The organism is Cellulophaga sp. BC115SP, from assembly GCF_009905545.1.
Lineage (GTDB): Bacteria > Bacteroidota > Bacteroidia > Cytophagales > Spirosomataceae > Flectobacillus > Flectobacillus rivi.
Genome location: NZ_JAAALB010000015.1, coordinates 42,390 through 67,957, shown reverse-complemented (window position 1 = coordinate 67,957; position 25,568 = coordinate 42,390). Strand labels below are relative to the sequence as shown.

Genomic DNA, 25,568 nt, shown 5'->3' with positions numbered 1-25,568 from the left:
ACAACTTATCTCTCGTATCTAATACAAAACATACAAACTTTACTTTGTCTTACTAACAATGAAAAAATCAGTTCTTATTTCATTGACGGCTCTAAGCTTGTCAACAGGATTTTTTGTGTCCTCGTGTAAACAAACCGAAATGGAGTCAGCTCCTAAACCTGACGTTAACCTCTATCTTCTTGTTGACGGAACCAAACTAGCCAAAATCAATGCAATGCAGTCAGATATGACTACCGCAAATGTAACAATTACAGGCTTGATGTCAGGCGATGCACTAACTTCTATCGACTTTCGTCCTGCCACTGGCGAATTGTATGGCGTAAGTACCATGAATCGCCTCTATGTAATCAATCAGGAAACAGGTATGGCAAGAGTGATTGGTGCAACTGCTCTCAACCCAACAATCAGTGGAACAGCAGTTGGCCTAGACTTTAACCCTACAGTGGATAGAATTCGTTTGGTAACTAACACAGGTCAGAACCTTCGTATTCACCCTGAGACGGGCGCTGTTGCCGCTACAGACGGTGTTATTAATGGAGGAATGAGTCCAACGATTGAATCTGTAGCTTATACTGGAAACATGGCTGGTTCGAGTACAACAATTTTGTATGATATCGATTCAAAAACAGATAAATTGTACAAGCAAGATCCACCTAACAATGGTACTTTGGTAGAAGTTGGCGCCTTAGGTATTGATATATCAGCTTCTGGTGGATTCGATATTAACCCTGACGGTACAAAAGCGTTAACAGCTGTAAAAGTAAATAATGTTTGGGAATTGCATCAAGTAGATTTGATGACAGGGAAATTAACTAAAATTGGCAATCTGCCATCTGGTAATATTACTGGCTTAGCTATTCCAACCAATCCTGTTGCTTACGCTGTTGATGAATCAAATAATTTAGTAATCTTTAATCCAAGTAATATCGGAACGCCAGTTTCAAAAGCTATTACTGGTTTGCAAACAGGAGAGTCGATATTAGGTATAGATTTTCGTCCAATCAATGGTCAATTGTATGCATTGGGTAGCACTAGTAGGCTCTATGTGCTCAATACCTCGTCGGGAGCGGCTACAGTCGTAGGAACAGCACCGTTTGGTACTTTACTCTCTGGTACATCGTTTGGATTTGATTTTAACCCAACTGTGGACAGAATCAGATGCATAAGTAATACAGGTCAAAATTTGAGATTACATCCTGAAACGGGTGCAATAGCAGCGGTAGATGGCGCGTTGAACCCTGGAACTCCTTCAATTACAGCATCGGCTTACACTAATAACTTTGCAGGGGCAACCACCACAATTTTATACAACATTGATGTAAATACTGACAAATTGACGAAACAAGATCCACCTAACAACGGAACTCAAGTAGAAGTTGGAGCATTGGGAATCAATGTTGAATCAGCTAGTGGTTTTGATATTGGTAGTAGAAGTGGCACAGCTTATGCAGCATTGAGAGTGGGTAGCACATCGGCACTTTATACAATCAATCTAACAACTGGTGCAGCAACCAAAGTAGCAGACTTGCCAGTGAACGTGAAAGCCTTTGCGCTTGGAACAGGTTTTTAATGATTAGGCGGTCGGCATTGAGCTTTCGGTAAATTGTTTCCTTTATTTATTCAAAAACATATTTAGAATTTTAGCTTACTGTATATAAGATAAAAAGGTGTTAGTGAAAACTAACACCTTTTTATGCCTTCCAATTCCATCTTTCAGCCCATTCCAGACCATTGGGTAATTCAGCATTGGCAAATTCCAAATGTATGACTTTTCTTGGTTGGAGATTGGTGGTTCGCTTGGAGCTATGGAGTAGTAAAGGTTTCATGAGCATAATGCCGCCTTTTTCTACAGGACAAACCTTTTCAGTGGTATTACTCCAATCAATTAACTCTGGTCTTAAGATACCCTTATTGTGTGACTCTGGAATTATGTATAAAGCACCATTTTCGGCAGAAGTATCATCCAAATGAATTCTCAACGTCACCATTTGCTCTAAGATAGCTAAGGGCGGTTGTACGGCATAGTTATCGGGTTTGACCGTCCATGGTCCGAAACCTTCGGTATCTATTTTTTGATTGACAGAAATAGTCAAATCTTGATGATAGGCAACATACCAATTTGAATCGACAGGCTTGTCGAAATAGATACTTTTGACAAGAAAATAATTTTCTCCAAGTAACTCTGTAAGAATAGATTTGAGTTTTTGAGTAAACACCAATGGGAGAATTTCAGGTACTTCTAACAAAAATCTACGAATAGCAAATAGGTTATTTGTCCTTCTAAAATTGGCTTTATCTTTTGTATTGACCTCAATAGTATTTACAATTTCGAGAATTTCATCCTCTGAATATAAAGGAGGAATAAAATCAAAGCCCTGTTGATTGAAAGTATCAGTTGCCATAATCATACGTAGTTTTACTACAAAATAGGACTTGGTTTTCTAATGAATATATTGTCTACCTCTTCCAAAACATCAATTTTTGTAAAAATGACTTTTTACCTTCGTCTTCATACCAGCATGAATTAGGTAATGTTGGTCCTGCATTGAATATGGGTAAATTTACACCAAAGTAAGCATCAAATCCTTTAGGTTTTCCTAAATTTAACAAAGAACCGAGATTATCAGTGCCTACAAATACGGGGCCTAATCTTGTTGCTAGACCAAAACCAAATTTGGTATAATTGTCAAATAACACCAATGGCATGCTTACTTCTATCCATTTTCGTTCATATCGTGGCGTCACACTTAGCAAAGATGGTGTGCGCAGACCTCTGGTTTTACTATTTGTGAGATTCTGCACCCAATACCCCGCCACATATACGTGAGGTTTTACTTGATAATCTGCTGTTACTTGTAAGGTAGCTGGCAAAATGGTCATAAATTGTTGCTCATTATTGCCTGGACCAGCTCCTAATTTGTTATTGATCTGGTTAAACAAGGCATCAAATCCGCGAGAACCTCTAAAATCATCTCGAGTAAAAGCAGTATTGTTTATCGCTAAATCCCAACTGTTGGCGTAGAATTGATTATTGTAATTGAGATAACCAATATCATTGAGGGATACGCCCAATTTGTATTTATACTTGTTTTTGCTTGCATCAAGTTTTCGCTTTCCTTTTTCTCGGTAGGTATATTTGTTGATATCTGGACGATATTCATACACAAATCCGAGGTCTAAACCCCAACCACCACCAGCGGAATTACCTCCCAATAACCAACCTAATGATGGATTAGCACTTTTTAGGGCATCTTCATCGGTATAACCGTATTGAAGCTTTAGAGAATTGATTAATAGCATATTATTAGCTGGATTGCTGAAGTCAGGAATAATTTGATAATTGGCTTCATTGATAAGGGCATAAGCCGCATACATTCCTGCTAGTCTCTTGGCCGTAATACCAACTTTGATATATTCTTCATCATTGTCGACTAACGTTTGTCCATAGGTAATTCCAACTTCTGCATAGCTATTAAGATTCACCATCATGTTTTTGAGGTCGTAAGCTGTGATACTTGGTTGGATGTTGTCAATGCCATAATACATGGCCTGTGCAAAATCACTATCTACATTGGTGGCGCTCATACCTGCTCGCACACGTGTTGTCAATGCCACCGAACGAGTGTCATTGATAGTATAAAGTGCCGAAGGTCCACGGGTGTCGGTGAGTGCGTACACCGACTCAAATGAGCGACTGGAATTGGGACTCAAGTATTCATCTTTATAGACAATCACACCTTTGGCATTACGATAGGTGTTAGAAACGCTATTAGTAAATAGCGATAAATATGAATACGGAGCATTCCACCCAAAATAGCTATTGGTGGCAAAAGCATCGTTTGCTGCGATATTCAAATAAAATTTATATCGAGAATCTGTAACATTAGCTGGATTCACATAGATTGCATTTGTGCCTGCATAGTTACTATTAGCAATACCCAACCATTGCTGCGCTTGTGAGATAATTGGCAAGAAGCAAATACTTAGAAGGGTAATTATTCTTTTAAACATGTATTATAAAGCCTATGAGTTGTTTTATTGTTTGATTATGTATGGGTAACGGGTAGGTGTGAGGAGTATAAAAATATAATACTTAGTTGTGGGTGCAAATTTAATAAGGTTGGTTTAATATTTTCGAAAGAGCTTTAATGCTGCTGAACTGTTTATTAAACTCCAAATATGGATTCATTATTGTACGGCGATTTTATAAAGCATTTTCATTTCTTTTTGATAATTTAATTTTATTCTAACCCCCAATTCAAGACAAAATTCGTTAATTAGTCCGTTACTTTGCAAGAACGTTTTGATTAAACGATTAAATATTGGTACTTAGGTATGTAAAATCTTTCATTTTCTACCCAAAACTTAAGCGAAAATTCGAAGAATTTCTAAATGTAAGAAGTCTTGTACAAATCGAATAATGATTTGGGATAAATGAAGAGATTTTTTTTAGAGTCAAAAAATACTCGTAAAATTGTTGTATAATTTTAAGTGAGGTCTTGGATATTTCTAAGCGTATTATTTTTGGAGTGAAAAAATTATACAAAAAATTGGAAAAATAATATAATTAGAGCTTTTGCAACTGTTTGCGCTATTTTTTTGCGAAAATGATTCGAAACGTCATTTTTAAGCAATAAATTTGCAGTGATTTGCATAAAAAGCAAATAATATTTGGGATTTAGCTTAACCGACTAAAAATAATAAATTGTCTATATGAAAAGAGTCGCAGTATTTACCTCTGGGGGTGATGCTCCAGGCATGAACGCTTGTATTAGAGCTGTTGTACGTGGAGGTTTACATTATGGCCTAGAGATGTTCGGAATTATCCGAGGCTACAACGGAATGATCAAAGGTGATATCATTCCTCTTAATTCTCAATCAGTAAGTAATATCGTACAACGTGGTGGTACAATATTGAAATCAGCTCGTTCAAAAGAGTTTATGACTCCCGAAGGTCGTAAAAAAGGCTATGATCAGCTAAAAGCACATGGTATCGACGGTTTGATTGCTATTGGTGGTAACGGTACTTTTACTGGAGCTGAGATTTTCTTCAACGAATTCCAAATTCCGACTGTTGGTGCGCCAGGAACTATCGATAACGATTTGTATGGTACCGATTATACAATCGGTTTTGATACTGCTGTAAATACAGCTTTGGACGCTATTGATAAAATCCGTGATACAGCCGACTCACATGATCGTATCTTCTTTATCGAAGTAATGGGTCGTGACTCTGGTTATATTGCGATGCAGTCTGGTATCTCTGGTGGTGCTGAGTCTATCTTGATTCCTGAAGAAAGACAAACTATCGACGATGTGGTATCTGTTTTGAAAGCTGGTTTTGATAGAAAGAAGTCTTCTTCTATTGTAATTGTAGCAGAGGGTGACGAAGAAGGTCATGCGGCTGAGGTTGCAGACAAAATCAAGGCAACCATCGATGTGCCTGTTGATATTCGCGTAACCAATTTAGGTCACATTCAACGTGGCGGAAGCCCAACTGCCTATGACCGTATTTTATCAAGCCGTTTGGGTCTTGGTGCGTTAGAAGGGTTGTTGAATGGACAGAAAAATGTAATGGCTGGTATCGTAAATGATGAGTTGATTTACACACCTTTTCACGACACTATTACCAAGAAAAAATTAATCAATAGTGATTTGTTGAGAATGGCATCGATTCTTCGATAAGATTCTAAATCAAAAACTAGAGCTCATGGCATTGTGCCAAAGCTCTAGCCAAGCAATACTGAAATAAAGTTTTACGGATTTTCTGTAAAATAAAATTTTTCGGGTGAAGAGTGGTAGTGAGTTTTTCACTATATACTTTTCACTCAAAAGTTGATAGTGATCAGCATTACTTTTACCCTCTCTTTTAGCAATACCCCATTGCCTTATAAACACAGAACCCTATTATTTCATGGATTAACTGATAAGCCTCTGCTAAGGCTTGTTCACTTGGTATGATAAGTGTGTCGGGTGTATATCCTATGTCTACAGCACGCACAGCACAACTGAATAGAGTGGTGTTTAAGCCTGCTTTTCGGAAACAACCAATTGCTCTTCGTCCATGAAAGGCAGAGGTGAATAATACACTTGTTTTGAGTTCTGGAAAAGAACGCAGAATTTGTGCGCAGTTAAGGGCGTTTTCTCGTGTATTACGCGCTTTTGTTTCCAGTAAAATATCTTCAGGTTTTACCCCTAATTCAATTAAGATTTGTTGTGTTTTAGCGGTCTCAGAATCATGTTCATCGCTTAATGGATTAATACTGACATCTCCGCCCGAAATAATAATCTTTTTCAAAAGCCCTTTTTTATACATTCTTAAAGGTTGAAGAAACCTATCGGCCGTTTTTCCTGTAAAAATCTGCTCTTTGGTACTTGTTCGATTCATCATCATACCGCCTGAAATAATAATTCCAACATCATATCGTTGTGCGAATGGACTAGCTGGAGGAGGTGTTTCCCATAAATGATACCCCCAATTGACGAGCGTACTGTTTCCCAAAATGAGGATAATTCCCAAGCTTGTCAAAAGTAGTAGCTTCTTAAGCTTTAAAGATTTAGTGACAATGCCCCAGACAAGCGTTATCGTTATCAAACTGATAGGCATGAATATATAAAATAAGAGTTTGGAGAGGACAAAAAACATCGTTTGATAGGGATAAAAGTGTCTTACAGATAAATTTGAAAGTATTTGATGTATATCCTAGCCATCGGAAAGGAAGTTTAGATAAATTTGTAAATTCAAATGCGAAATAGAAAGAATGATTAGTTGCTTTTGTCATATTATAAAAATACCTTTTAAGATGGTAATATATTCCATAAAAAGCATTTGACTAGATTTTCACCATAATGATAAGGACTAAAGTCCAGAACCTAGTAATAGAACGATAGCTCACAAGTCATAATTCTATATTACTGTACGAGAGTTTGGTAAACAGGATTTAAATTAAAATTCACATTAGACCCGACACTCAATCTTAACTTACATAAATTGTTGTTTCAACCTTAATTACATACAATGAAGCATTATTCTAAACAAATTTTTCTATTCCTTCTTGTGTTAGTGTTTGGTACGCAAAGCTTTGCACAAACACCAAGCAGTTTTTCAATAAAAGGAAAAATTGCAGGACTTAAAGATACCACGGTATTTCTTGCGCACTATTTTGGGTATAATCAACAAGTAATAAAAGATACGGCAAAAGTAGATAGTTACGGACAATTTCAGTTTAAAGGCACGAAAGAATTACCAGAAGGTTTGTATTTGATTGCTTTACCCAAAGGCAAATACTTGGACGTGGTGATTGGTAATACCAATTTTTCTTTTGAAACAGATACAACCAACCTGATTGGAAAGATGAAAGTAACTGGCTCGAAAGAAAATGAATTATTTTTTGGCTTTCAACAAGAAATGTCTTCAAAGTTTGAAAAACTCAAACAATTAGACGCTATGCGTCGCCAAAAGAAAGATGCTGTATCTGAAGCTGCATTCAAAAAGCAACAAGCCGATATTGAGACCTTTCAAAAAACTTGGTTGGAGCAAAACAAGGGTTCTTTTGTCGTAAAATTGATTAAAGCTGCTCAAGAACCAGAAGTGCCAGCTTATGGCAAACCTATTGTTACAAAAGCAGACTCTGCCGCCATGTATCAGTTTCAGTTCTCTTATTACAAATCGCATTTTTGGGATAATTTCGATTTAGGTGATGAACGTTTGATGAGAACACCATTTTATCAAAAGAAATTAGAAAGGTATTTTGAAGATTTGACGGTTCAACATGCTGATTCAATTTCGCTTGAAGCAGATAAAATCTTAGCTAAGGTAAAAGGAAGAGATATTCGTCGCTACACGATTTATAAAATCACTAGCTCGTATGAAAACCCTAAAATTTTGGGTGTAGATGGTGCCTTTGTCCACATGGCTGAAAAATACTATATCGGCGAACCAGCACTTTGGGATACCAGTACGGTACGCAAAATGAAGGAGAGAATTACCATATTAAAACCATTATTAAATGGGAAGCCTTTCCCTGATATGTATTTGACAGATACCCTCGGAAGAGAAATTGATATTCGTCGTATTCCTGCTGATTATACTGTGGTATTTATTTATGACCCAGAATGTAGCCATTGCAGAGAATCTGCACCAAAATTGGCCAAAATGTATCCTGCTCTCAAACAGAAAAATATCAGAGTATTAGCAGCATCTATTGATCGTAGTGCTCCTAAATGGAAGAAGTTCATCAAGGAGTTTAAATTTGAACCAATGATCAATGGAGTAGATATTCATAAAAATCCTCAGACAGGCAAGGAAGAATACTATACCGATTTTAAAAATCTTTTTGATGTGTACGCTACTCCAGTGATTTATGTGCTGGACAAAGACAAAAAAATTATAGCCAAGCGACTACCACTTGAACAAATTGAAGATTTTATAGATTTTCATAAAAAACAAAATATTAAAAAATAATTCGAATGGCACAGCCTACCAAGCTGTGCCATTTGTTATTTTTGGATGCTGTAGTACTAGCACCACCTTTTCAACCATACTTATCACTAGTTATATGAAATATTTTTACCTACTAACCATTTCATTCGTTTGTTTATCTAGCCAGCTTTTTGCTCAATATCGTATTGAGGCAAAATTTAAAAACCTTCGCGATTCTGTTTGCTATTTGACGTACTATTACGAAGATGTAAACTATGTTCAAGATTCTGCGAAAGTGAATGCTAATGGAGTAGTCGTATTTCAAGCAAAACAGAACTTAGAGCCAGGGCTCTATAATTTGATGATTGGAGGTTGGAAAAGTATTGATATTCTGGTTGTGGAGCAGCAGTTTTCGTTTGAAGCAGACGCCAAAGACTTGGTGAATTCGATTAAGTTTACAGGCTCAAGAGAAAATGACCTGTTTTACAGCTATCAACAGAAAATAGTGAGAGAGGGTGCTAAAATAGCCCTGTTAGAAGCTAAAACAGATTCGGTTTCGATAAATAAAAAGTATGCAATCCAATACGAATTAGAGCAATATCGTAAAAAGTTTGTTACGGCATTTGCGGGTACATTTGCCTCAAAGCTAATCAAAGCAACTATGCCAATGGATTTACCACCAGCCCCAAAGTTATCCAATGGACAAGAAGACCCGCTTTGGTCTAATAAGTTTTTTGTCAATCATTTTTTCGACAATTTTGACTTGACCGATGACCGAATGATTCGCACACCCTATATTCATCAAAATGTAGCAAGCTATTTCGAGCCTCTCACGTATTTACCTATTGATTCTCTGATAAGTTTATCTCGTAAAATTGTTGAAAAAGCAGGACGGAATACGGCTATGCGAAAGTATTTGATTACTAAAACAACAGGTTTTTTCGAGACAAGCAAAACTATGGGGCATGATGCAGTTTTTGTCTACATGATGAAAAAGTATTATCTGCAGGAACCGCAACTATGGGATGAAAACACTATTAAACTAGTAAAGGAAAGAGTATTTTATCTAGAAAAGCTCTTGATTGGAAGTAAAATACCAGATGTGAAGTTGACAGATTTAGCAGGAAAAGAACAGACTTTACATGCTCAAAATGCGGATTGTACGATATTATATATTTATGCAGCAGATTGCGGGCATTGTAAAAACTTCACTCCTCAATTAGTACAATTACACAGAAGATATGCCGACAAAGGGTTACTAGTTTTTGCGCCAATTTTTGGCAATGATTTGGATACTTGGGGTGAATTTATCAAACATTATCAAACGCAAGATTTTGTAAATGTGATTGACCAAACAGGAAATGTCAATTTTTTCCAAGAGTTTGATGCTCAATATACTCCAACAATATATATTTTGGATAAAGAGAAAAGGGTGGTAGGCAAGGGAAATTTGGCGATTGAGGATATGGAACAAATTGTAGTGAGGTATTTAGGGAAGTAAGTTAGTGGGCAAAATTAAAATAATTTTACCCGCATTAAGCTTTAGGCTTTATGCATTAGGCTAAAAGTCAAAAAGTATTTCTCACGAAATAAGTAAACCTTTTTTGCCTAATGCTTACGGCTTACAGCCTAATGTATGTGTATGAATGCATTTTTATTTTGTATTAATACACATTAGGGTAGATTAGATATTTTGTTAGGCAATGACTAATTTTTTAGAGTCAGTATTGGCAGCCATTACCTTCACCCCTTCTATATTTTTAGCAGAAATTTGAACTGGCGTTACACTTTTTAGTGGTTTCCAGTTTTGTTTTTTAGCTTTTGTAAATGTTTGTTTCCTCATAATCATTGAGTTTTGTGAATATACAAATGGAAATAAACATTATAGTAAAATACCGTATTGTTTATGGTTGAGCTATCTCATTTTGGCTCGTTTAACCAAATAAGCTGAAAGGATTTGTTCGAAACCTTGTGCTATATCAGCTTCAATAAAATCAATTTTGTATTGTCCACATCTGAGCTTCAAGTCATGATAAAAGCTTTGTAATGTTTTCTGATAATCGTCTTTCACTTGTGCAGGATTAAGCTTGATCTTTTCATTTGTTTCTAAATCAATAAATTCATAAGGGCGATCTTCGAAAGCAAAATCCGACTCAGTCTTTTTGTCGGTAACATGAAAAATTAATACCTCATGCATATTGTGCTTGAGGTGTTGTAGTGCCGAAAATAGCTTTTCTGACTCGGTAATATTGTCGAACATATCACTAAACAAAATCACCAAAGAACGACGATGTATTTTCTCTGCAATTTCATGAATCACAGATGCGACTCCTGTGCTTTTGGAGGCGTCAGGTTTTTGCATCAACTCCTGTAAATCCAAAAGTATCTTGTGGATATGCGTTGGCGTTGATTTTATAGGAGTTTGAATTTCTACTTTATCAGAAAAGGTCGTTAAACTAACAGCATCTTTTTGTTTTTGCAGCATATATGCCAACGCACCAGCAGCCATAATGGAAAAAGTAATTTTACCATAACCGGGCGCAGGATAGTACATAGAGGATGAAGTGTCTATTAGCAAATGGCAACGTAAATTTGTTTCCTCTTCATAGCGCTTAGTATAAATACGGTCAGTTTTGGCATAAACTTTCCAGTCTATATGACGTGTACTTTCACCAGTGTTGTATAATCGATGTTCTGCAAATTCTACCGAAAAGCCATGAAATGGAGACTTATGTAGACCTGTGATAAACCCCTCAACCATTTGTTTGGCTAAGAACTCAATATTTCCGTATTCTCTGATTTTTGCTAAATCCATAATTCTGTTGTATAGGAGGCAGTAGTCCAATATTATGCCAATTTACAAACTTTCTTGGCATGGCTTGTCATTTGTGAGAAAAGTCTAATTGAGCATATTAAAAAAAGACAAATTGTAAGAAATACCCCCAAGAGCTTGAATTCTAAAAAAAGTTTAATAAAGATAAAAATCATTATCTTTAAATTTTACAATTTCTATCCGACAAAAAACACATCAGACGATACAAGATTTGTCCCCTGTATATCGCTTTTATGCCAAGTGCTAAACGTACAAAATAGTACTAAAATTGTCTAAAAGAGTGTGCTATATGACTGAAATACGCTTAATTAAGCGTGTATTATTTTGACTTACTTTTTTGTTCAGCTTTTCTATTTCTAGCTAATTTTCGTAGATAAGAGTTTACTTTTAAGCGTCTCTTTTTGAGATGAGGATATTTACGTTTGTGCCAATTTTTTCGCAAACGGTAGTATTTTGTATGTTGAAGAATAGGTTTTTGATAGTATTTAGATTCCAACTTAGGGGTGGCTACTACGCGCAAAGAGTCATAAGATTCTAGCATAATATCTCCATCAAACCCTACAACTTTTAATCGTACATTGGTCAAACCGTCCTTTCTCATTTTGAGCCACTTAGCAGGATTCTCAGTGAGGTCAATAATACGACCAGGTTTGTAAGGCCCACGGTCGTTGATGCGCACAATTACAAAGCGTTTGTTGGCAAGATTAGTCACCTCCAACATGGTACCAAAGGGTAGGGTCATGTGGGCCGCTGTATATTGATTTTCTTTCAAAATCTCACCAGTGGATGTCGGTTTGTTATAAAAATTATTAGCATAAAAAGAGGCAATTCCATACGATTCGTCGCCTAATTTTTGTGCACTTGCAGTGGAGGCTACTGATAGAATCAACGAAATCTTGAGAATTCCAAAGTGTTGTTTCTTCATTGTAAGTGATTAGTATATACTTGATGAATGTGTGCGAAAGAGTTAGTTATTACTAGAAAAAGGCACTAATTACAAATCTATGCTTTTTGGAATCAAAATAAAAATATTTATTGGTTTTGTTATATTTTTATTGGTAAATATTTAGTTTAAAAGTCCAAAATGCAAATTTTATTTTATTCGATTTTTTTGTTAGAATCAATAAAATTTTTACTTTTACCAATCCATAAACCCTAAATTTTAATAGTACAGTGGAAGAAAGAGAAAGAGAAGAATTGTTTTCAAAACGCATTAGAGCGGGGAAAAGGACGTATTTCTTCGATGTGAAATCAACTCGCTCAAACGACTATTACATTACCATCACTGAAAGTCGTCGCTACCAAAAAGATGATGGCTTTGCTTACGAAAAACACAAGATGTTCTTGTACAAAGAGGACTTCGATAAGTTTTTGGAAGGTTTAAGAGAAGCTGTAGATCATGTGAAGCATGAACTGTTGCCAGATGTAGATTTTTCACAGTTCAACCGTGAAGAAGACGAAGGTTTTGGTAGTGAACTAAAGTGGGAGTAGGCAGAAAATTGAATGCTAGGTCAAATTTATTCTAGTGTACCCAAGCTATGATGAATCGTAAGAGAGCAGCTCTATGTAAGACGCTGTACTTGCTACACTATTGACCTTTTCTACTTAGTATGCTCTCTAAAAAGACTTAGCCTCTGATTTTTCAGAGGCTTTTTGTTGTTACAGGAATATTCATGTAACTTTGCACCTCCAAAATCAAAGAATTTAAAACGCCAAGGTGAATTATTTCGCTTGGCCCTATCAATAACAAAACTTCAATGGGTTTAAAATGCGGTATCGTAGGTTTGCCGAACGTCGGAAAATCTACTTTGTTTAGTGCAATTTCTTCTAATAAAGCCGAAGCGGCCAACTATCCTTTCTGTACCATCGAGCCCAACGTAGGTGTTGTGACTGTTCCAGATGAACGTCTTCAAGTACTCGAACAATTGGTAAATCCACAACGTGTGTTGCCAACTGTAATCGAGTTTGTAGATATTGCAGGTTTGGTGAAAGGTGCTTCTCAAGGTGCTGGTTTGGGTAACAAATTTTTGGCAAATATCCGTGAGGTTGATGCTATCATTCACGTAGTACGTTGTTTCAATGATGACAATATCGTACACGTAGAAGGTCGTGTTAGCCCAGTTTCTGACAAAGAAATTATTGACCTTGAGCTTCAATTGAAAGATCTTGAGTCAGTAGATAAAAAATTACAAAAGTTTGAACGTGCAGCCAAAGCTGGTGATGCCAAAGCAAGACAGATTGTAGGAGCGTTGAGCCAATACAAATCAACTTTGGAAATGGGTAAGTCTGCAAGAACAGTACAAGACTTAGATGCTGATTTGAAAGAAGAAGCTATTGGTGATTTGTTCTTATTGACTGATAAACCAGTTATTTATGTAGCAAACGTTGATGAGACTTCGATTCAATCTGGTACAAACGAATACGTGGAAGAGTTGAAAGCAGCAGTTGCTGACGAAAATGCTCAAGTAATTGTAATTTGTGCTTCGGTTGAGTCTCAAATCTCAGAAATTGAAGATTTGGATGAACGTCAAATGTTTTTGGAAGAATATGGCTTGAAAGAGTCAGGTCTTTCTCAGTTGATTCGTGCGTCTTATGCCTTATTAAACTTGATTACTTATTTCACTGCAGGTGTGAAAGAAGTTCGTGCATGGACTATCCAAAAAGGATGGAAAGCACCAGCAGCAGCAGGTGTTATCCACACTGATTTTGAACGTGGCTTTATTCGTGCGGAAGTAATTAAATTGTCTGATTATCAGCAATATAAAACTGAAGCAGCTTGTAAAGAAGCAGGTAAAATGAACGTAGAAGGCAAAGAATATGTAGTTGCTGACGGTGATATTATGCACTTCCGCTTCAATGTGTAGATAATAGAAAGTTATTAGTATATCAGTTATTTGAGTACTCAAAATTAGAGGGCAATTGTTACAGAGATATTAGTTCCTGCTACTGAGTATAAAATATTGACCAATAAAAAAGGACAGCCTATACGGGCTGTCCTTTTTTATTGATAATATCCTTATTCAGATTTACATCTTCAATACACTCATCTCCACACGTCTGTTTACTTTGCGTTGTTCTTCTGTTCCACTTTTGATGATGGGTTTTGAACTACCATAACCAATCGTTTGGATACGAGCTGGTGCTATTCCTTTTTTGACTAAATAATTCTTACAAGATTCTACTCTTTCTTCCGAAAGCTCCTGATTGGCATCTGGGTCACCTACTACATCTGTATGCCCTTCGAGTCTGATTTCCATTTGTGGAAAATCCTTCATCATGGTTACTACCTTGTCGAGTTCTACAAAAGAGGCTGGTAGTAAATCGGATTTTGATAGTTCAAAATTGATATTCTGCAACGTGATTTTGTCACCTACAGCCAGTGGGTTTAGGTAAATATCTTTGTTTAATTTGCCATTAACAGCCAACTTACTCAAATCGATTGTTTCAGTAAAGGTGGCATAACCTCTAGCATAAGCAGTAATCACAAAAGATTGATTTGCTGCCAGATTAGAGCGATAAATCCCTGTGCTCACAAAACTTTGGGTAGAGTCGACTTTTTTATTGTTATTGGTTTGTACAAAATTAATAGTTGCACTCACTGCTTTTTTGCTTTTGGCATCACGTACAATTCCCATTACCAAAATGGTATTTGTTTCAGTTGGTTTGGTACTGTTATCCACTTCACCTACTTTTCCAGATTTTGGCTTTTTGGTAGGGGTACCGTTTGAGCCACTTGGTGCTGGAATCGAAGGCGTATTGGAAGGATAACTTGGCGAGTTGTTCGGATACGTTGGTGTATTATTTGGATAGGTTTGGGTATTGTTGGGTTGTTGCGGATAATTCTGTGAAGTCGCAGGATTACTCACACGAATATTGTAGGAGTTCCAACATTCCGTCCCATTGCTATCTTCGCACTCAAATAAGTCGAAAATCTCAATCCCTGGATTTAATCTTTCGTAATAAACACTAAAATTTACTTCTTGCTGTGCCGAAACCTGTGTCATTTGAGGAGCAATTGTAATACCCTCAGATTTGATAAATCGAAATGATCTACCATTAGAAGCTAGCAATCGTGACTCAGCACTAATCGCAATAGGGACTGTACTCACACGACCTGTTTGTGGGTCGCGCGTAGTTGGGTCTGAGTTTCTGAAACTCATGTCTAAAATGGTATATTGATTGGTCAGACGAACATTATTGATTCTGATACTCGTATTTGACCTTTGAGGTGTTGGTGTTTGAGTCGGATATTGATTGCCACCACTATTTCCGCTATCTGTACCTCCATATCCTCCGCTTGGTTGCATACTTACACAGCTTTGGAATAATGGAACAAATCCTAAAATAATGAGAAATTTTTTCATAAGACGGATATAATTATTGAGTGAATTTGGACTTAATAAATAATGGGTTTTGTGCCTTTGGTTGTTACAATTCTACCTTGATTTGATGAGCGAATAACCTACCAAACTATCTGCTCGTCCACCTATAGATTGGTGATATACAAAGATTTCATACGAGTTTTCAGTTTGTGAATGACTACCTTCAATATCACCTTCGTTTATAATTCCCTTATTGTCTACAGTAATATACTGAAAATTATAAATACCTTGTTTGAGCTGAATAAAAGATTCGTAAGCGCTACTTTCGGGAACATAATGCATTTGATTGGTTTCATTGAGCTTCCAATCGTTGTAAGCACCCAAAATATATACTTTTTTATTGATTAATGAATCAGTTTTTAACTGAAAACTAACCCTCACATAGTCTGCTTCGGTGGCGCCTTTGTTGGTTTCGTAATTATCAATCACAAACATTCCGTCAAAGTCTTTTGTATCCACGTAAGCCAAGCCATTTTGAGGTTTATCAGTAAAAAGTTCAAAGACATTTTCTTTATCTCCATAGAAAATATGTGAAATGCCGACCAATTTTTGTTGTGAGCTTCGAATATCAAATAGGCGAAATTCGTTAATGCCTTCAATACTATTTTCGCCATCAAAAAACTGATAATCAAGTTTTCTATTAAAATTATCAACCATAAAAGGCTGAAGGTTTTTGAGGGTTTTATTGTCTCGAAAGTTTTGACGAATAATTATTTTTAAGTCATTCTTTGGATCAAGAATTTCGTAGCCTGAATAATTAATAGCAAAGTTGATCTGCTGATGTGTACGTCGTTTGTCTGGAACGTTTGAGAAAACGATTTTTCCACCTACGCTTACACGACTGTCGTATACTTGAAATCTTCTGGATAGAACTATATCTTTTTCATTACGATTTTTGTAAACGACCACGATAAAATTGCCCGAAACACGCACTTTCGGCAATATCAGACTAAAGTGATTATATTGGATTTTGGTAGCAAAAGAATTATAGTAATCATAAATCGGAATATCATTGTATTCAGAAAGATATTCTATTTCGTTGAGGCTCGAAGGCTGCCAGTCGGCATTGCAATGAAAGATTTTTACGCGAAAATTTTGGACAGCAGGGTTCAAACAATCAAATTCTAGTTTAAGATTTTGATTATTATTTAGACCAATCACTGGAGGATTCAAGGTTGCCTGTACGTTATTCGTACCATCGAAAGGGTAGAGGAGTGGGGTCTTGATATAAGGCTCATAAATCTGATTGTCATAAATCAAAGTTTTACCTTTTTGGGCAAATACCGCAAAGCTTATTAAAAGTAATAAGCCTGTTTTCAGTAAAATTTTACTAAAAACAGGCTTTGCAGATAAGATTATATTGGACATAGATCAACGGAGTATTGGTAAATTTAGTAGCGTACGTGAATTATTAAGCAATTTCGGATTGAGGATTTCTGATTTCGGAAATGAAATACCAATGTTTTTTACAAAATACAGTAAGTTACACTTCCGAAATCCAATATCTAATATCCCAAATAGATGATTCTTAAAATCCTTGATGCAGTTCTGCCTATGATTGAGCGACTGTTTCGAATCAATTTACCCAATCTCTCAATCATTCCTTAGTTTATGCTAGCTTCTACCTCTTCTAGTTCAATCATGGCAGATTCCCAATCCTGATTGGCTTGTGCTAAATTTTGTTGAACTTCTTGATATGAGGCATTTGCTTTGGCTAACGCTGCACTATCGTTATAAATTGCAGGGTCACCCAATTGATGTTCTAAATCAGTTTTCTTTTCTTCTAATTTCGAAATTTTGTCTTCCAAATCGCTTACTTTTTGATTCAGCTTTTTGATTTGTTTTTGAGCTTCCTTTTTCGCAAAATCACTTACCTGAGTTTTCGCTTCGACCTTAGGTGCTTCTGCTTTTTTCTCTACTGGAGCAGGTGCGGCATTGGCTTGTCGCTCGGCTTGCCAGATTTCGTATTCATCGTAAGTTCCAGGATATTCCTTGATTTGTTCATCCTCGATATACCAGATTTTATTAGCAATTTCGGAAACAAAGAAACGGTCGTGAGAAACTACCACATAACTACCTTCATATTGTTGTAATGCCTGAATCAGGATATTCACCGACATCATGTCGAGGTGGTTTGTAGGTTCATCAAGTAGTAAAAAGTTGGCTTCTGAAATTAGCACTTTTGCCAAAGCTACTCGTGATTTTTCTCCTCCGGAAAGTACCTTAATACGCTTGAAAACATCCTCGCCAGTGAACAAGAAACAGCCTAAAACACTTCTTAATTCTGTTTCTAGCTTGGCAGTTCCTGCCATTTTGAGTTCATCCAACAGTGTATTATTGACATCCAAACTTTCAAGTTGGTGCTGTGCAAAAAAGGAGTCAATCACATTATGTCCGAGCTTGCGTTCGCCATCGAGGTTCTCGGTACCTGCAATGATTCGTAAAACGGTTGATTTACCTTTTCCGTTTGCCCCAATTAAGGCAATTTTATCACCACGTTCGATTACCGCATTGGCACCACTCAAAATACGTTTGGGACCGTAAGCTTTACTTACATCTTCCAGATTCATGATAAAGCGACCAGGCTGGGTGCCAAAGTTGAATTTGAAATTCACTTTTGCCGCTTCATCAATCACATCATCAATTACATCCAAACGAGCTAATGATTTCACACGTGATTGTACCTGACGAGCTTTGGTAGCTTTAGACTTGAAACGCTCAATAAAACGCTCTGTCTGACGAATCATAGCTTGCTGGTTTTCATAAGCACCTTTCTGGATTTCATTTCTCATGGCTTTTTCTTCCACATAAAATGTATAGTTTCCAGAATATTGTATCAATTTAGAACCAGTTACTTCCACAATCGTATTCACGGTATTATCCAAGAAATATCGGTCGTGAGATACTACGATGATAGCTCCTTCATAATTATTGATATAGTTTTCTACCCACTCAATCGATGGTAAGTCAAGGTGGTTGGTAGGTTCATCGAGCATCAATAACGAAGGTCGTTGCAAGAGTAATTTGGCAAGCATCACACGCATACGCCACCCCCCAGAGAAGGTACGAAGCGGTTGACTTAAATCGGCAGTGGTAAACCCTAAACCTTCCAGAATCGCTTCGGCTTCAGACTGCATGGTGTATCCACCCAAGGCATCAAATTCGTCTTGTACTCTAGCTAATTTATCGACATCAGTATCCTCGTAATTCGTTTCCATTTTGTGCAGGATACGGTCGATTTCTTTTTGCAGGAAATTCTGACGTTCGAAAGCCTGCATGGCTACCGAAAGGATAGATTCGTCGGATTGATAAGAAAGTAAGTCTTGATTCAAAAACCCGATAGTGCAATTGCCTGATTTTGAAATATTTCCACCATCTGGCTGATATTCGCCTGAGATAAGCCGCAAAAGAGTTGATTTCCCTGTTCCGTTAGCCCCAATCAAACCGATTTTGTCTTTGGGTTTGATGTGTAAGTTGGCTTCATAATACATCGGGCGACTCCCGAAATAGAATGATAAATTATTAATAGATAACATATCACAAAGATAGTGGAAATTGTGGAAAAGAAGGTGCTGGTGGTTGATGGTATAGAAAGCTATTTTATGGAATAACTTTCTAGCAAAGTAGTGGTGATAAAATGCTCCTTGGCTAATACGATAGGGTCGTTGGGATTAGTGAAACCTTTTTTGTAAATAAATGACTGTTCGATTTCGGTTTTTACCAGTCCAATCTCAGAAAGCCACTCTCTGACTATGATATCGATCTCTCCAATTTGTCTTACGTATTTCCATTCAATTTTAAAGCAGTCAAACGCTTTACCCTTTATCGTTACCGTTTCCTTTTCCACGATTGTTTTGGTAATATAGTAGCCTGAGGCATCTGTACCATCCCTATACGCCCACGTATTTCCAACTTTATAGGGTAGTTTATATTCTAAGGTTGGAGGCGTTTCTAACCCATTTATTCCTTGAGTAAGATTAATATTTTTATCAAGAAAAGTATTCATAAAATCTTTCTTTTTAGGTGTATTGCTTTGTTGAGGAATCATAATAGCATTAGTAGCATACCCCCTAACACCTTGTTTATCAATATATTTTAGCTCTTGGTCATACGAGCTTAGGTTAGGGATATTTCGTTTGATTGAGAAAACCTTCACGGTAAGAGTATCGTTGATGACACTATCCTTTTCAATTTTAATAGTTCTAGTAGTGGTATCTATCACATTTTTGGGATAAAGATTGCCTTCATCCTCCAATATGACAGTTTTGAAACTATATACCCATTTTGAACCAACTCCCATTGGGTATGTGAATTCTGGTTCTATATTTTGGTTCGATGAAGAGCATGAGGAATTTACAATGGCGAGTACTATTAATTTGTAGATATTTTTCATAGGTAATTATTATTTTAATAAAAGGTTTTATTTGAATAGATGGTCATTGATTGTTTATTCGTTATTTGAGACTACTAGAGAAACACCCATAAAACTCCTCCAATAATCTCTTCGTCTCCTGATGCGTAATGTCACCTTCTGGCGTTATTTTCCCTTTTACTCCCTGAATCAGCAGCTGCGTGTTTTCATGAAGTGATGCTCCTAATGTACTTAAAATTAATTGTAGCTCTTTGTGCCCTTTAGCACCATTGGCGGAGGCCGTAATTAAGCCAACAGGTTTATCTGAAAAAATAACCGTAGACACCGACCACTCTAAGAGATTTTTTAAACCACTCGGAATCGAAAAAACGTATTCGGGCGTACAAATAATCACTCCATCTGAATGCATAATAGATTCTCGAAACTTGACTATCTCCGAAGGTGTATTTTCAACAGAGAGCTCAGGGCTGAAGTGAGGATAGTGTTTTAAGTCTTCAAAAATCTCAAATTCAATTTCGGATGAACATAAAGATTCAAGATACTTAACAATACTCAAATTAGAGGAGTTGGCGCTGGCACTGCCAACAATAGCAACGATTTTTTTCAAGGCTTATAGCGTTTTATCTTAGGTCTATGTTCTTTTAATTCGCTGCGAAAGTTTTTAGTTCAATCTAAAAAAAATAGACCGCACCTTTACAAGAAGAGTGCGGTCAAAAACCGTTTAAGTGTAGAAGGGCGTGTCAATTTCGGAAGAATTTTATCATATTTTATCTGTCGAAATTTTTTGACTTCTTGAACGCAATCTACTTAGCGATTCTGGGGTGATACCCAGATAAGATGCAATGTGATATTGTGGAATACGTTGCATCAAATGAGGGTAAGTTTGCAAAAAAGCTTCATACCTTTCATTAGCGGATTTCTCGATAAACCATCGCAAACGTAAATCTTGCTGTATCAGAATGGCTTGTAAAAATAACCGACCCAATCGTTCCCAATTGTGAAAACGGTCATACAACTTTTGTAAATCTTCAAATTGAATAGCAAGACCTTCGCAGGGTTCAATTGCTTGAACAGCTTCGTATGAGGGTTGTTGTGTAAAAAAACTCACCGCCGAAGTGTTAAACATACTTTCCTCTGCAAAATAATTTGTGATTTGTCCCTTGTTTACAACTGGAACATAGTTTCTCATGATACCCTTATTAATGAAAAACACCTCCTTTGCCACTTCTCCAATTTGTAATAGATGTTCATTCTTGCCTAGTTTCTTTGGATAAAAATTCTTTTCAATTAAATCTAACTCCTCCTTCGTAAAGTCCGAAACGAATTGTGAAACTACTTTTCTAATGTGGGTGTACATAAATTTTTATTTACTGGTTATAAATACAAAGCGTGTGTTACTAAGTTGTTAAGGTATCAGAAAGGATTGAATTTTCCCAGTGATGAAAAAACTCAATGAAAGTGTAAAATACGTAAAAAATGTCAAAAAATTCAATTTTTTTGTGATAAGGAAGTATAGGAGGTGATGAGTGAAGGACGCAGTTGGGAGGAAGACCCCAACTGCGTGAAAATGCTTATTTTGTAGCTTTGTTTCCGCCGAGATATGGCGATTTTAATAAGTCAGAAACACCTTTGAATGGTACTGTAGTTTTGTCGTATCCGAAGGTTGTAGCTAATGACTGAGTTTTGTTATTGTCACCCATGGCCATATCCACGTCTTTCATGGTCATTTGTGAAGGATGCTCATAACCACAAGCGTGGGCAATTTCGAGCATTTCTTTGTTAAGCGTTTTGATGTAATTGTAAAGACGCTCACTTTTTAAAGCAGGGTCGATACCTCCCTGCAACCATTTGCTAGAAGTGGCAATGCCCGTTGGGCAACGGTTGGTATGACAAACTTGTGCTTGAATACAGCCAATCGACATCATAGCCTCACGACCAACATTGATCAAGTCACAGCCCATAGCAAATGCCATCATGGCTTTTTCTGGAAAACCTAATTTTCCAGAACCAATAAATACCACCTTGTCTGCCAATCCATAGCGTTGGAAAATCTTATAAATTTTGCTGAACGCAAACGTAAATGGCAGCGAAACGTGGTCTGCAAAGGCGTGTGGCGCTGCACCAGTACCGCCTTCGCCACCGTCGATGGTGATAAAGTCAGGACCTTTACCTGTCTTAACCATATATTGTGCTAATTCTTCCCACATTTCTACTTTACCTACCGCAGATTTGATACCGACTGGTAACCCTGTATTGTGTGCCATTTTCTCGATAAATTCTACCATTTCAGGTATGGTAGAAAAGGCAGAGTGATAGGCTGGCGAAATAACATCTTTTCCCATCGGGATGTGACGGATGTCTGCAATTTCTTGGGTGATTTTTGAAGCGGGTAAAACACCGCCTTTACCAGGTTTTGCGCCCTGTGAAAGCTTGAGTTCTAAAGCACGGATAAAAGGGTTATCTTGTGTCATTTTGATGAGTTTTTCCATTGAGAAATTCCCTTCATCATCACGCACACCAAAATAGGCCGTACCAATATTGACTATGACATCTGCCCCAAATTTATGATAGGGCGACAGCGAGCCTTCGCCTGTATTGTGATAGCAACCAAACTTGATAGCCCCTTTATTCAAGGATTCGATAGCTTTTGCCGAGAGCGAACCATAACTCATCCCCGAAATATTCACAATTGAATAAGGCTTGTAAGGACGTTTACGATTGTGGTATTCCCCAATAGTTTTGGCACAAGGCACCGCGCTTGGGTCTTGTAAGTTAGGGTGGTCTTTTGGGAGCTTTAGCCCTAACATGGCATGTTTGATAAAGATATATCCTACCGAGTTGAAGTCTTGGTCTGAGCCAAAACCTTGTAGGTTATTCTCTTTTTTGGAAGATGCATATACCCAGGCTCTTTCACCTCGATTAAAAGGCAATTCTTCACGGTTGTTAGCAACGATATATTGGCGCAATTCAGGGCCAATTTTTTCGAGCATGTAACGGATATGCCCAATTACAGGAAAATTGTGCTGGATAGTATGCCTTTTCTGTAGAATATCACGGATTGCCAGTCCTACAATTGGTATCACAATCCAGACGCTCCAGTGTAAATTTTGAATGAAATCCATAAAGTTGATTGGAATTATTGTTGCTTTAGGTTAAAAAGAATTAAGACTCTAAACTACTCAAATATGTGTGATTTATTAAGCCCATTGGTGTATTCTAAGCTCGTTTTAAGATAGAAAGGAAAAGTAATAAAGCGCACAGTTTCATGATATGCCTACTTGTCTTGTGTAAGTGATACACCACCCGAAATAATCATTTTCATGGCATCCGAGGATGGAATATCCAAATGAATAATACTACTTTTGGGCACAATCATCATTTCGCCAGAAAAAGCATAAGAATGTGGGCAATACACCATCACATCGCCATCGAGTGATAAAAAACTCAGGTCGCTTTGGGTAATAAAGCCAATTTTTTTGATGCCATTTTCTTTATTTATCGTAAATAGTACGGGCTGATTAAACTTCTTTTTGTCTCCCACAAAAGCTTCGACTAGGTCTTTAAGCGAGAAATAAATAAGTCCGACAAGGGGCAATCTGGAAAGCCCTTCTTCAAAAATCTTGAGGACAGGCACCGCCAAAAATGATGAACCCAAAAAGCCCACGACCATTATGATGGCTAAAAGAACCACAAGTCCTGTGCCTCGAAAATGAAAGTAAAAATGTTCGTCAAGAGAAGATAGTAGGTTGAAAATAATATAGCCCGTAATATAAACTGGTGCTAGTAAAAGTAGACCTTGTACAAAATAACTAAAAAGCTTTGCGCTTATACGTTTGAATCTGAAAGACATTTTTTATATCTATTATGGTTTTGCCTTTTGGATAATGAACTCGATAACTCAGTACGATTGTTTTGGCTTCTTTGGGTTTGAGTGCAAAATCCCATAAAAGTTTATTTCGGTTGTAATCAACAGTGGCATCTGAATTTTCCTCCATTTCAAAAACAATATCAGTGTCCTTAATATTAGGAATGGTTTCGCCTACCACAATATTTAAAGTCTTCAACCATGGATTATATACTCGAATAGCTATGGAGCGATATTCGTGAATGAGCTCATCGTCTACCTGTTTGGTATGATGTTTAATATCACGTCTAATTTTAATTCTAAGATTTTCCTCAACACTCAACGAAAGTGTATCGGGTTTGTTGATGGGGCGTAACTTTTGCGACTTGTTTTTTTGAGCTAGAATGCTGTAACAAGTACAAAAAAAGAGGGTGAAAAGTGCCGTCTTTAAAGTTTTTTGCAAGAATTTTACCAAAATATTTTTCAAAGGCTTTAAAATAAGGATAATGGCTAATAATAGTGATTTTTCAAAATTGAGTCATTCAACGAACATTTATTTGTAATTTTGCATCAGAAATCTCAAAAGAAATAGTCAAAGTTTTAGATAATGAATTTTCAATATACACAATTACAAGAATTTATCCAACAGGTTTTTCTGTCGATTGGATGTAGCGAAGAAGATGCCTTGTTGGCGTCTCAAGTATTAATTTCAGCTGATTTAAGAGGGGTAGATTCGCACGGTATCGCTCGCTTAAGTGGCTATGTGCGATTGTATGACAACGGTCGACTTAATCCTAAGCCAATTATCAAAATCATACACGAAACACCTTCAACTGCCGTTATAGATGGTGACAAAGGACTCGGTTTGGTGGTTGCTCCCAAAGCAATGGAAATTGCGATGGAAAAGGCTGATAAAGTAGGTTCTGGCTGGATTTCGGTTCAAAATTCCAACCACTTTGGCATTGCGGGTTATCATGCTATGAAGGCTTTACATAAAGATATGATTGGCTGGGCTATGACCAATGCTGCCCCTTTAGTTACACCAACGTTTTCAAAGGAAAAATTATTGGGTACAAACCCTATTGCTGTGGCTGTTCCTGCGGCTGAAAATCCTCCTTTTGTTGCCGACTTTGCCACTACAGCAGTAGCTTATGGCAAAATGGAGATTTTACAACGTAAAGGTGCGCCTGCTCCACTTGGTTGGGTACAAGATAAAGACGGAAATCCGACCGACGATGCCAACGCAGTGAAAAATGGAGGAGCATTGTTACCATTAGGTGGCGACCGCGAACATGGGTCTCACAAAGGATATGGTTTAGGTGCGATTGTCGATATATTCTCTGGTGTACTTTCTGGAGCCAATTTTGGTCCTTGGGTTCCGCCTTTTGCTACAGCTGGATTTATGGCTGCTGGCGAACAAGTAGGAAAAGGTACAGGACATTTCTTGGGTGCGATGCGTATTGATGGATTTAGACCAGCAGACGAGTTTAAAGCTGATATGGACAAATGGATCAATCGTTTTAAAGCAGCACCAGCAGTAGACGGAAAAAATGTAATTATTCCAGGTGATCCAGAGCGTGAATTAGAGGCTGAACGCAAAGCCAATGGAATTAATTTGTTGGAGCCTGTTGTTAATGACCTAAATGCTTTGGCAACTCGCTTTGGCATAAAATTTTAAAAAAAGCAATCTCAAGATTAACTCAATAAATAGCTTA

The 25,568-nt window shown here is 37.1% G+C and carries 22 protein-coding genes; 7 read left to right on the top strand and 15 right to left on the bottom strand.

Features of this window, described 5'->3' with window-relative positions; genetic code table 11:
* Positions 1–58: 58 nt before the first annotated feature.
* Complete coding sequence (locus tag GVN22_RS13175) at positions 59–1,570, top strand: DUF4394 domain-containing protein (RefSeq protein WP_166551493.1); 1,512 nt, start codon at positions 59–61, stop codon at positions 1,568–1,570.
* Between the two features lie 121 nt (positions 1,571–1,691).
* Here GVN22_RS13175 and GVN22_RS13170 read toward each other — a convergent pair whose 3' ends face one another.
* Positions 1,692–2,402 carry a phytanoyl-CoA dioxygenase family protein gene (locus GVN22_RS13170; protein WP_166551492.1) on the bottom strand — a complete coding sequence of 237 codons (711 nt, stop codon included), beginning with the start codon at positions 2,400–2,402 and terminating at the stop codon, positions 1,692–1,694.
* Positions 2,403–2,457: 55 nt separating this feature from the next.
* Complete coding sequence (locus GVN22_RS13165) at positions 2,458–4,011, bottom strand: DUF5723 family protein (RefSeq protein WP_166551491.1); 1,554 nt, start codon at positions 4,009–4,011, stop codon at positions 2,458–2,460.
* 702 nt (positions 4,012–4,713) lie between these two features.
* Between GVN22_RS13165 and pfkA the strand changes: the two genes are divergently transcribed.
* The gene (pfkA, locus tag GVN22_RS13160) at positions 4,714–5,685 is read left to right on the top strand and encodes a 6-phosphofructokinase (RefSeq protein ID WP_166551490.1); all 972 of its coding nucleotides are present in this window, start codon (positions 4,714–4,716) and stop codon (positions 5,683–5,685) included.
* 184 nt (positions 5,686–5,869) lie between these two features.
* Here the strand turns inward: pfkA and GVN22_RS13155 are convergent, their stop codons facing one another.
* Positions 5,870–6,646: a YdcF family protein gene (locus tag GVN22_RS13155; RefSeq protein ID WP_166551489.1), complete on the bottom strand. Its 777-nt coding sequence runs from the start codon at positions 6,644–6,646 to the stop codon at positions 5,870–5,872.
* 372 nt (positions 6,647–7,018) lie between these two features.
* Here GVN22_RS13155 and GVN22_RS13150 point away from each other — a divergent pair, with 372 nt between their 5' ends.
* Both GVN22_RS13150 and GVN22_RS13145 read left to right on the top strand, forming a co-directional pair.
* The gene (locus GVN22_RS13150) at positions 7,019–8,464 is read left to right on the top strand and encodes a DUF4369 domain-containing protein (RefSeq protein WP_166551488.1); all 1,446 of its coding nucleotides are present in this window, start codon (positions 7,019–7,021) and stop codon (positions 8,462–8,464) included.
* Positions 8,465–8,558: 94 nt separating this feature from the next.
* Positions 8,559–9,923 (top strand): TlpA family protein disulfide reductase, encoded by a 1,365-nt coding sequence (locus tag GVN22_RS13145; RefSeq protein ID WP_166551487.1) that lies wholly within the window; start codon positions 8,559–8,561, stop codon positions 9,921–9,923.
* 195 nt (positions 9,924–10,118) lie between these two features.
* On the opposite strand, the gene GVN22_RS13140 is transcribed toward GVN22_RS13145, so the two are convergent.
* The 3 genes from GVN22_RS13140 to GVN22_RS13130 form a co-directional block, all read right to left on the bottom strand.
* Positions 10,119–10,265 (bottom strand): hypothetical protein, encoded by a 147-nt coding sequence (locus tag GVN22_RS13140; protein WP_166551486.1) that lies wholly within the window; start codon positions 10,263–10,265, stop codon positions 10,119–10,121.
* 72 nt (positions 10,266–10,337) lie between these two features.
* Positions 10,338–11,237: a DUF58 domain-containing protein gene (locus tag GVN22_RS13135; protein WP_166551485.1), complete on the bottom strand. Its 900-nt coding sequence runs from the start codon at positions 11,235–11,237 to the stop codon at positions 10,338–10,340.
* 337 nt (positions 11,238–11,574) lie between these two features.
* Entirely contained in the window at positions 11,575–12,180 is a 606-nt protein-coding gene (locus GVN22_RS13130; protein ID WP_166551484.1) for a septal ring lytic transglycosylase RlpA family protein, read from the bottom strand.
* A 248-nt stretch (positions 12,181–12,428) separates the two neighbouring features.
* Between GVN22_RS13130 and GVN22_RS13125 the strand changes: the two genes are divergently transcribed.
* Positions 12,429–12,746, top strand: a complete 318-nt coding sequence (locus tag GVN22_RS13125; RefSeq protein ID WP_095163185.1) for a DUF3276 family protein — start codon at positions 12,429–12,431, stop codon at positions 12,744–12,746.
* Between the two features lie 266 nt (positions 12,747–13,012).
* Positions 13,013–14,119 carry a redox-regulated ATPase YchF gene (gene ychF, locus GVN22_RS13120; RefSeq protein WP_166551483.1) on the top strand — a complete coding sequence of 369 codons (1,107 nt, stop codon included), beginning with the start codon at positions 13,013–13,015 and terminating at the stop codon, positions 14,117–14,119.
* A 162-nt stretch (positions 14,120–14,281) separates the two neighbouring features.
* Here ychF and GVN22_RS13115 read toward each other — a convergent pair whose 3' ends face one another.
* The 9 genes from GVN22_RS13115 to GVN22_RS13075 all read right to left on the bottom strand — a co-directional run bounded on the left by GVN22_RS13115 (position 14,282) and on the right by GVN22_RS13075 (position 24,316).
* The gene (locus GVN22_RS13115) at positions 14,282–15,619 is read right to left on the bottom strand and encodes an OmpA family protein (RefSeq protein ID WP_166551482.1); all 1,338 of its coding nucleotides are present in this window, start codon (positions 15,617–15,619) and stop codon (positions 14,282–14,284) included.
* 72 nt (positions 15,620–15,691) lie between these two features.
* A complete protein-coding gene (locus GVN22_RS13110) occupies positions 15,692–17,005 on the bottom strand; it encodes a DUF5103 domain-containing protein (RefSeq protein ID WP_166551481.1) in 1,314 nt (437 codons plus the stop codon).
* A 236-nt stretch (positions 17,006–17,241) separates the two neighbouring features.
* Entirely contained in the window at positions 17,242–19,173 is a 1,932-nt protein-coding gene (abc-f, locus tag GVN22_RS13105) for a ribosomal protection-like ABC-F family protein (protein WP_166551480.1), read from the bottom strand.
* Between the two features lie 59 nt (positions 19,174–19,232).
* A complete protein-coding gene (locus tag GVN22_RS13100) occupies positions 19,233–20,030 on the bottom strand; it encodes a hypothetical protein (RefSeq protein WP_166551479.1) in 798 nt (265 codons plus the stop codon).
* A 61-nt stretch (positions 20,031–20,091) separates the two neighbouring features.
* Positions 20,092–20,616 carry an NADPH-dependent FMN reductase gene (locus GVN22_RS13095; RefSeq protein ID WP_166551478.1) on the bottom strand — a complete coding sequence of 175 codons (525 nt, stop codon included), beginning with the start codon at positions 20,614–20,616 and terminating at the stop codon, positions 20,092–20,094.
* Positions 20,617–20,769: 153 nt separating this feature from the next.
* Positions 20,770–21,366, bottom strand: coding sequence for a Crp/Fnr family transcriptional regulator (locus GVN22_RS13090; protein ID WP_166551477.1), 597 nt, complete (start codon positions 21,364–21,366; stop codon positions 20,770–20,772).
* Positions 21,367–21,580: 214 nt separating this feature from the next.
* Positions 21,581–23,131, bottom strand: a complete 1,551-nt coding sequence (locus tag GVN22_RS13085; RefSeq protein ID WP_166551476.1) for an FMN-binding glutamate synthase family protein — start codon at positions 23,129–23,131, stop codon at positions 21,581–21,583.
* 152 nt (positions 23,132–23,283) lie between these two features.
* Positions 23,284–23,859 (bottom strand): DUF502 domain-containing protein, encoded by a 576-nt coding sequence (locus GVN22_RS13080; RefSeq protein ID WP_095163200.1) that lies wholly within the window; start codon positions 23,857–23,859, stop codon positions 23,284–23,286.
* Positions 23,819–24,316, bottom strand: coding sequence for a DUF4139 domain-containing protein (locus tag GVN22_RS13075; RefSeq protein WP_166551475.1), 498 nt, complete (start codon positions 24,314–24,316; stop codon positions 23,819–23,821). Before GVN22_RS13075 ends, GVN22_RS13080 begins: the two co-directional genes overlap by 41 nt.
* Positions 24,317–24,460: 144 nt before the next feature.
* Here GVN22_RS13075 and GVN22_RS13070 point away from each other — a divergent pair, with 144 nt between their 5' ends.
* Positions 24,461–25,531 (top strand): Ldh family oxidoreductase, encoded by a 1,071-nt coding sequence (locus GVN22_RS13070; protein ID WP_166551474.1) that lies wholly within the window; start codon positions 24,461–24,463, stop codon positions 25,529–25,531.
* The last annotated feature ends 37 nt before the right edge of the window (positions 25,532–25,568 follow it).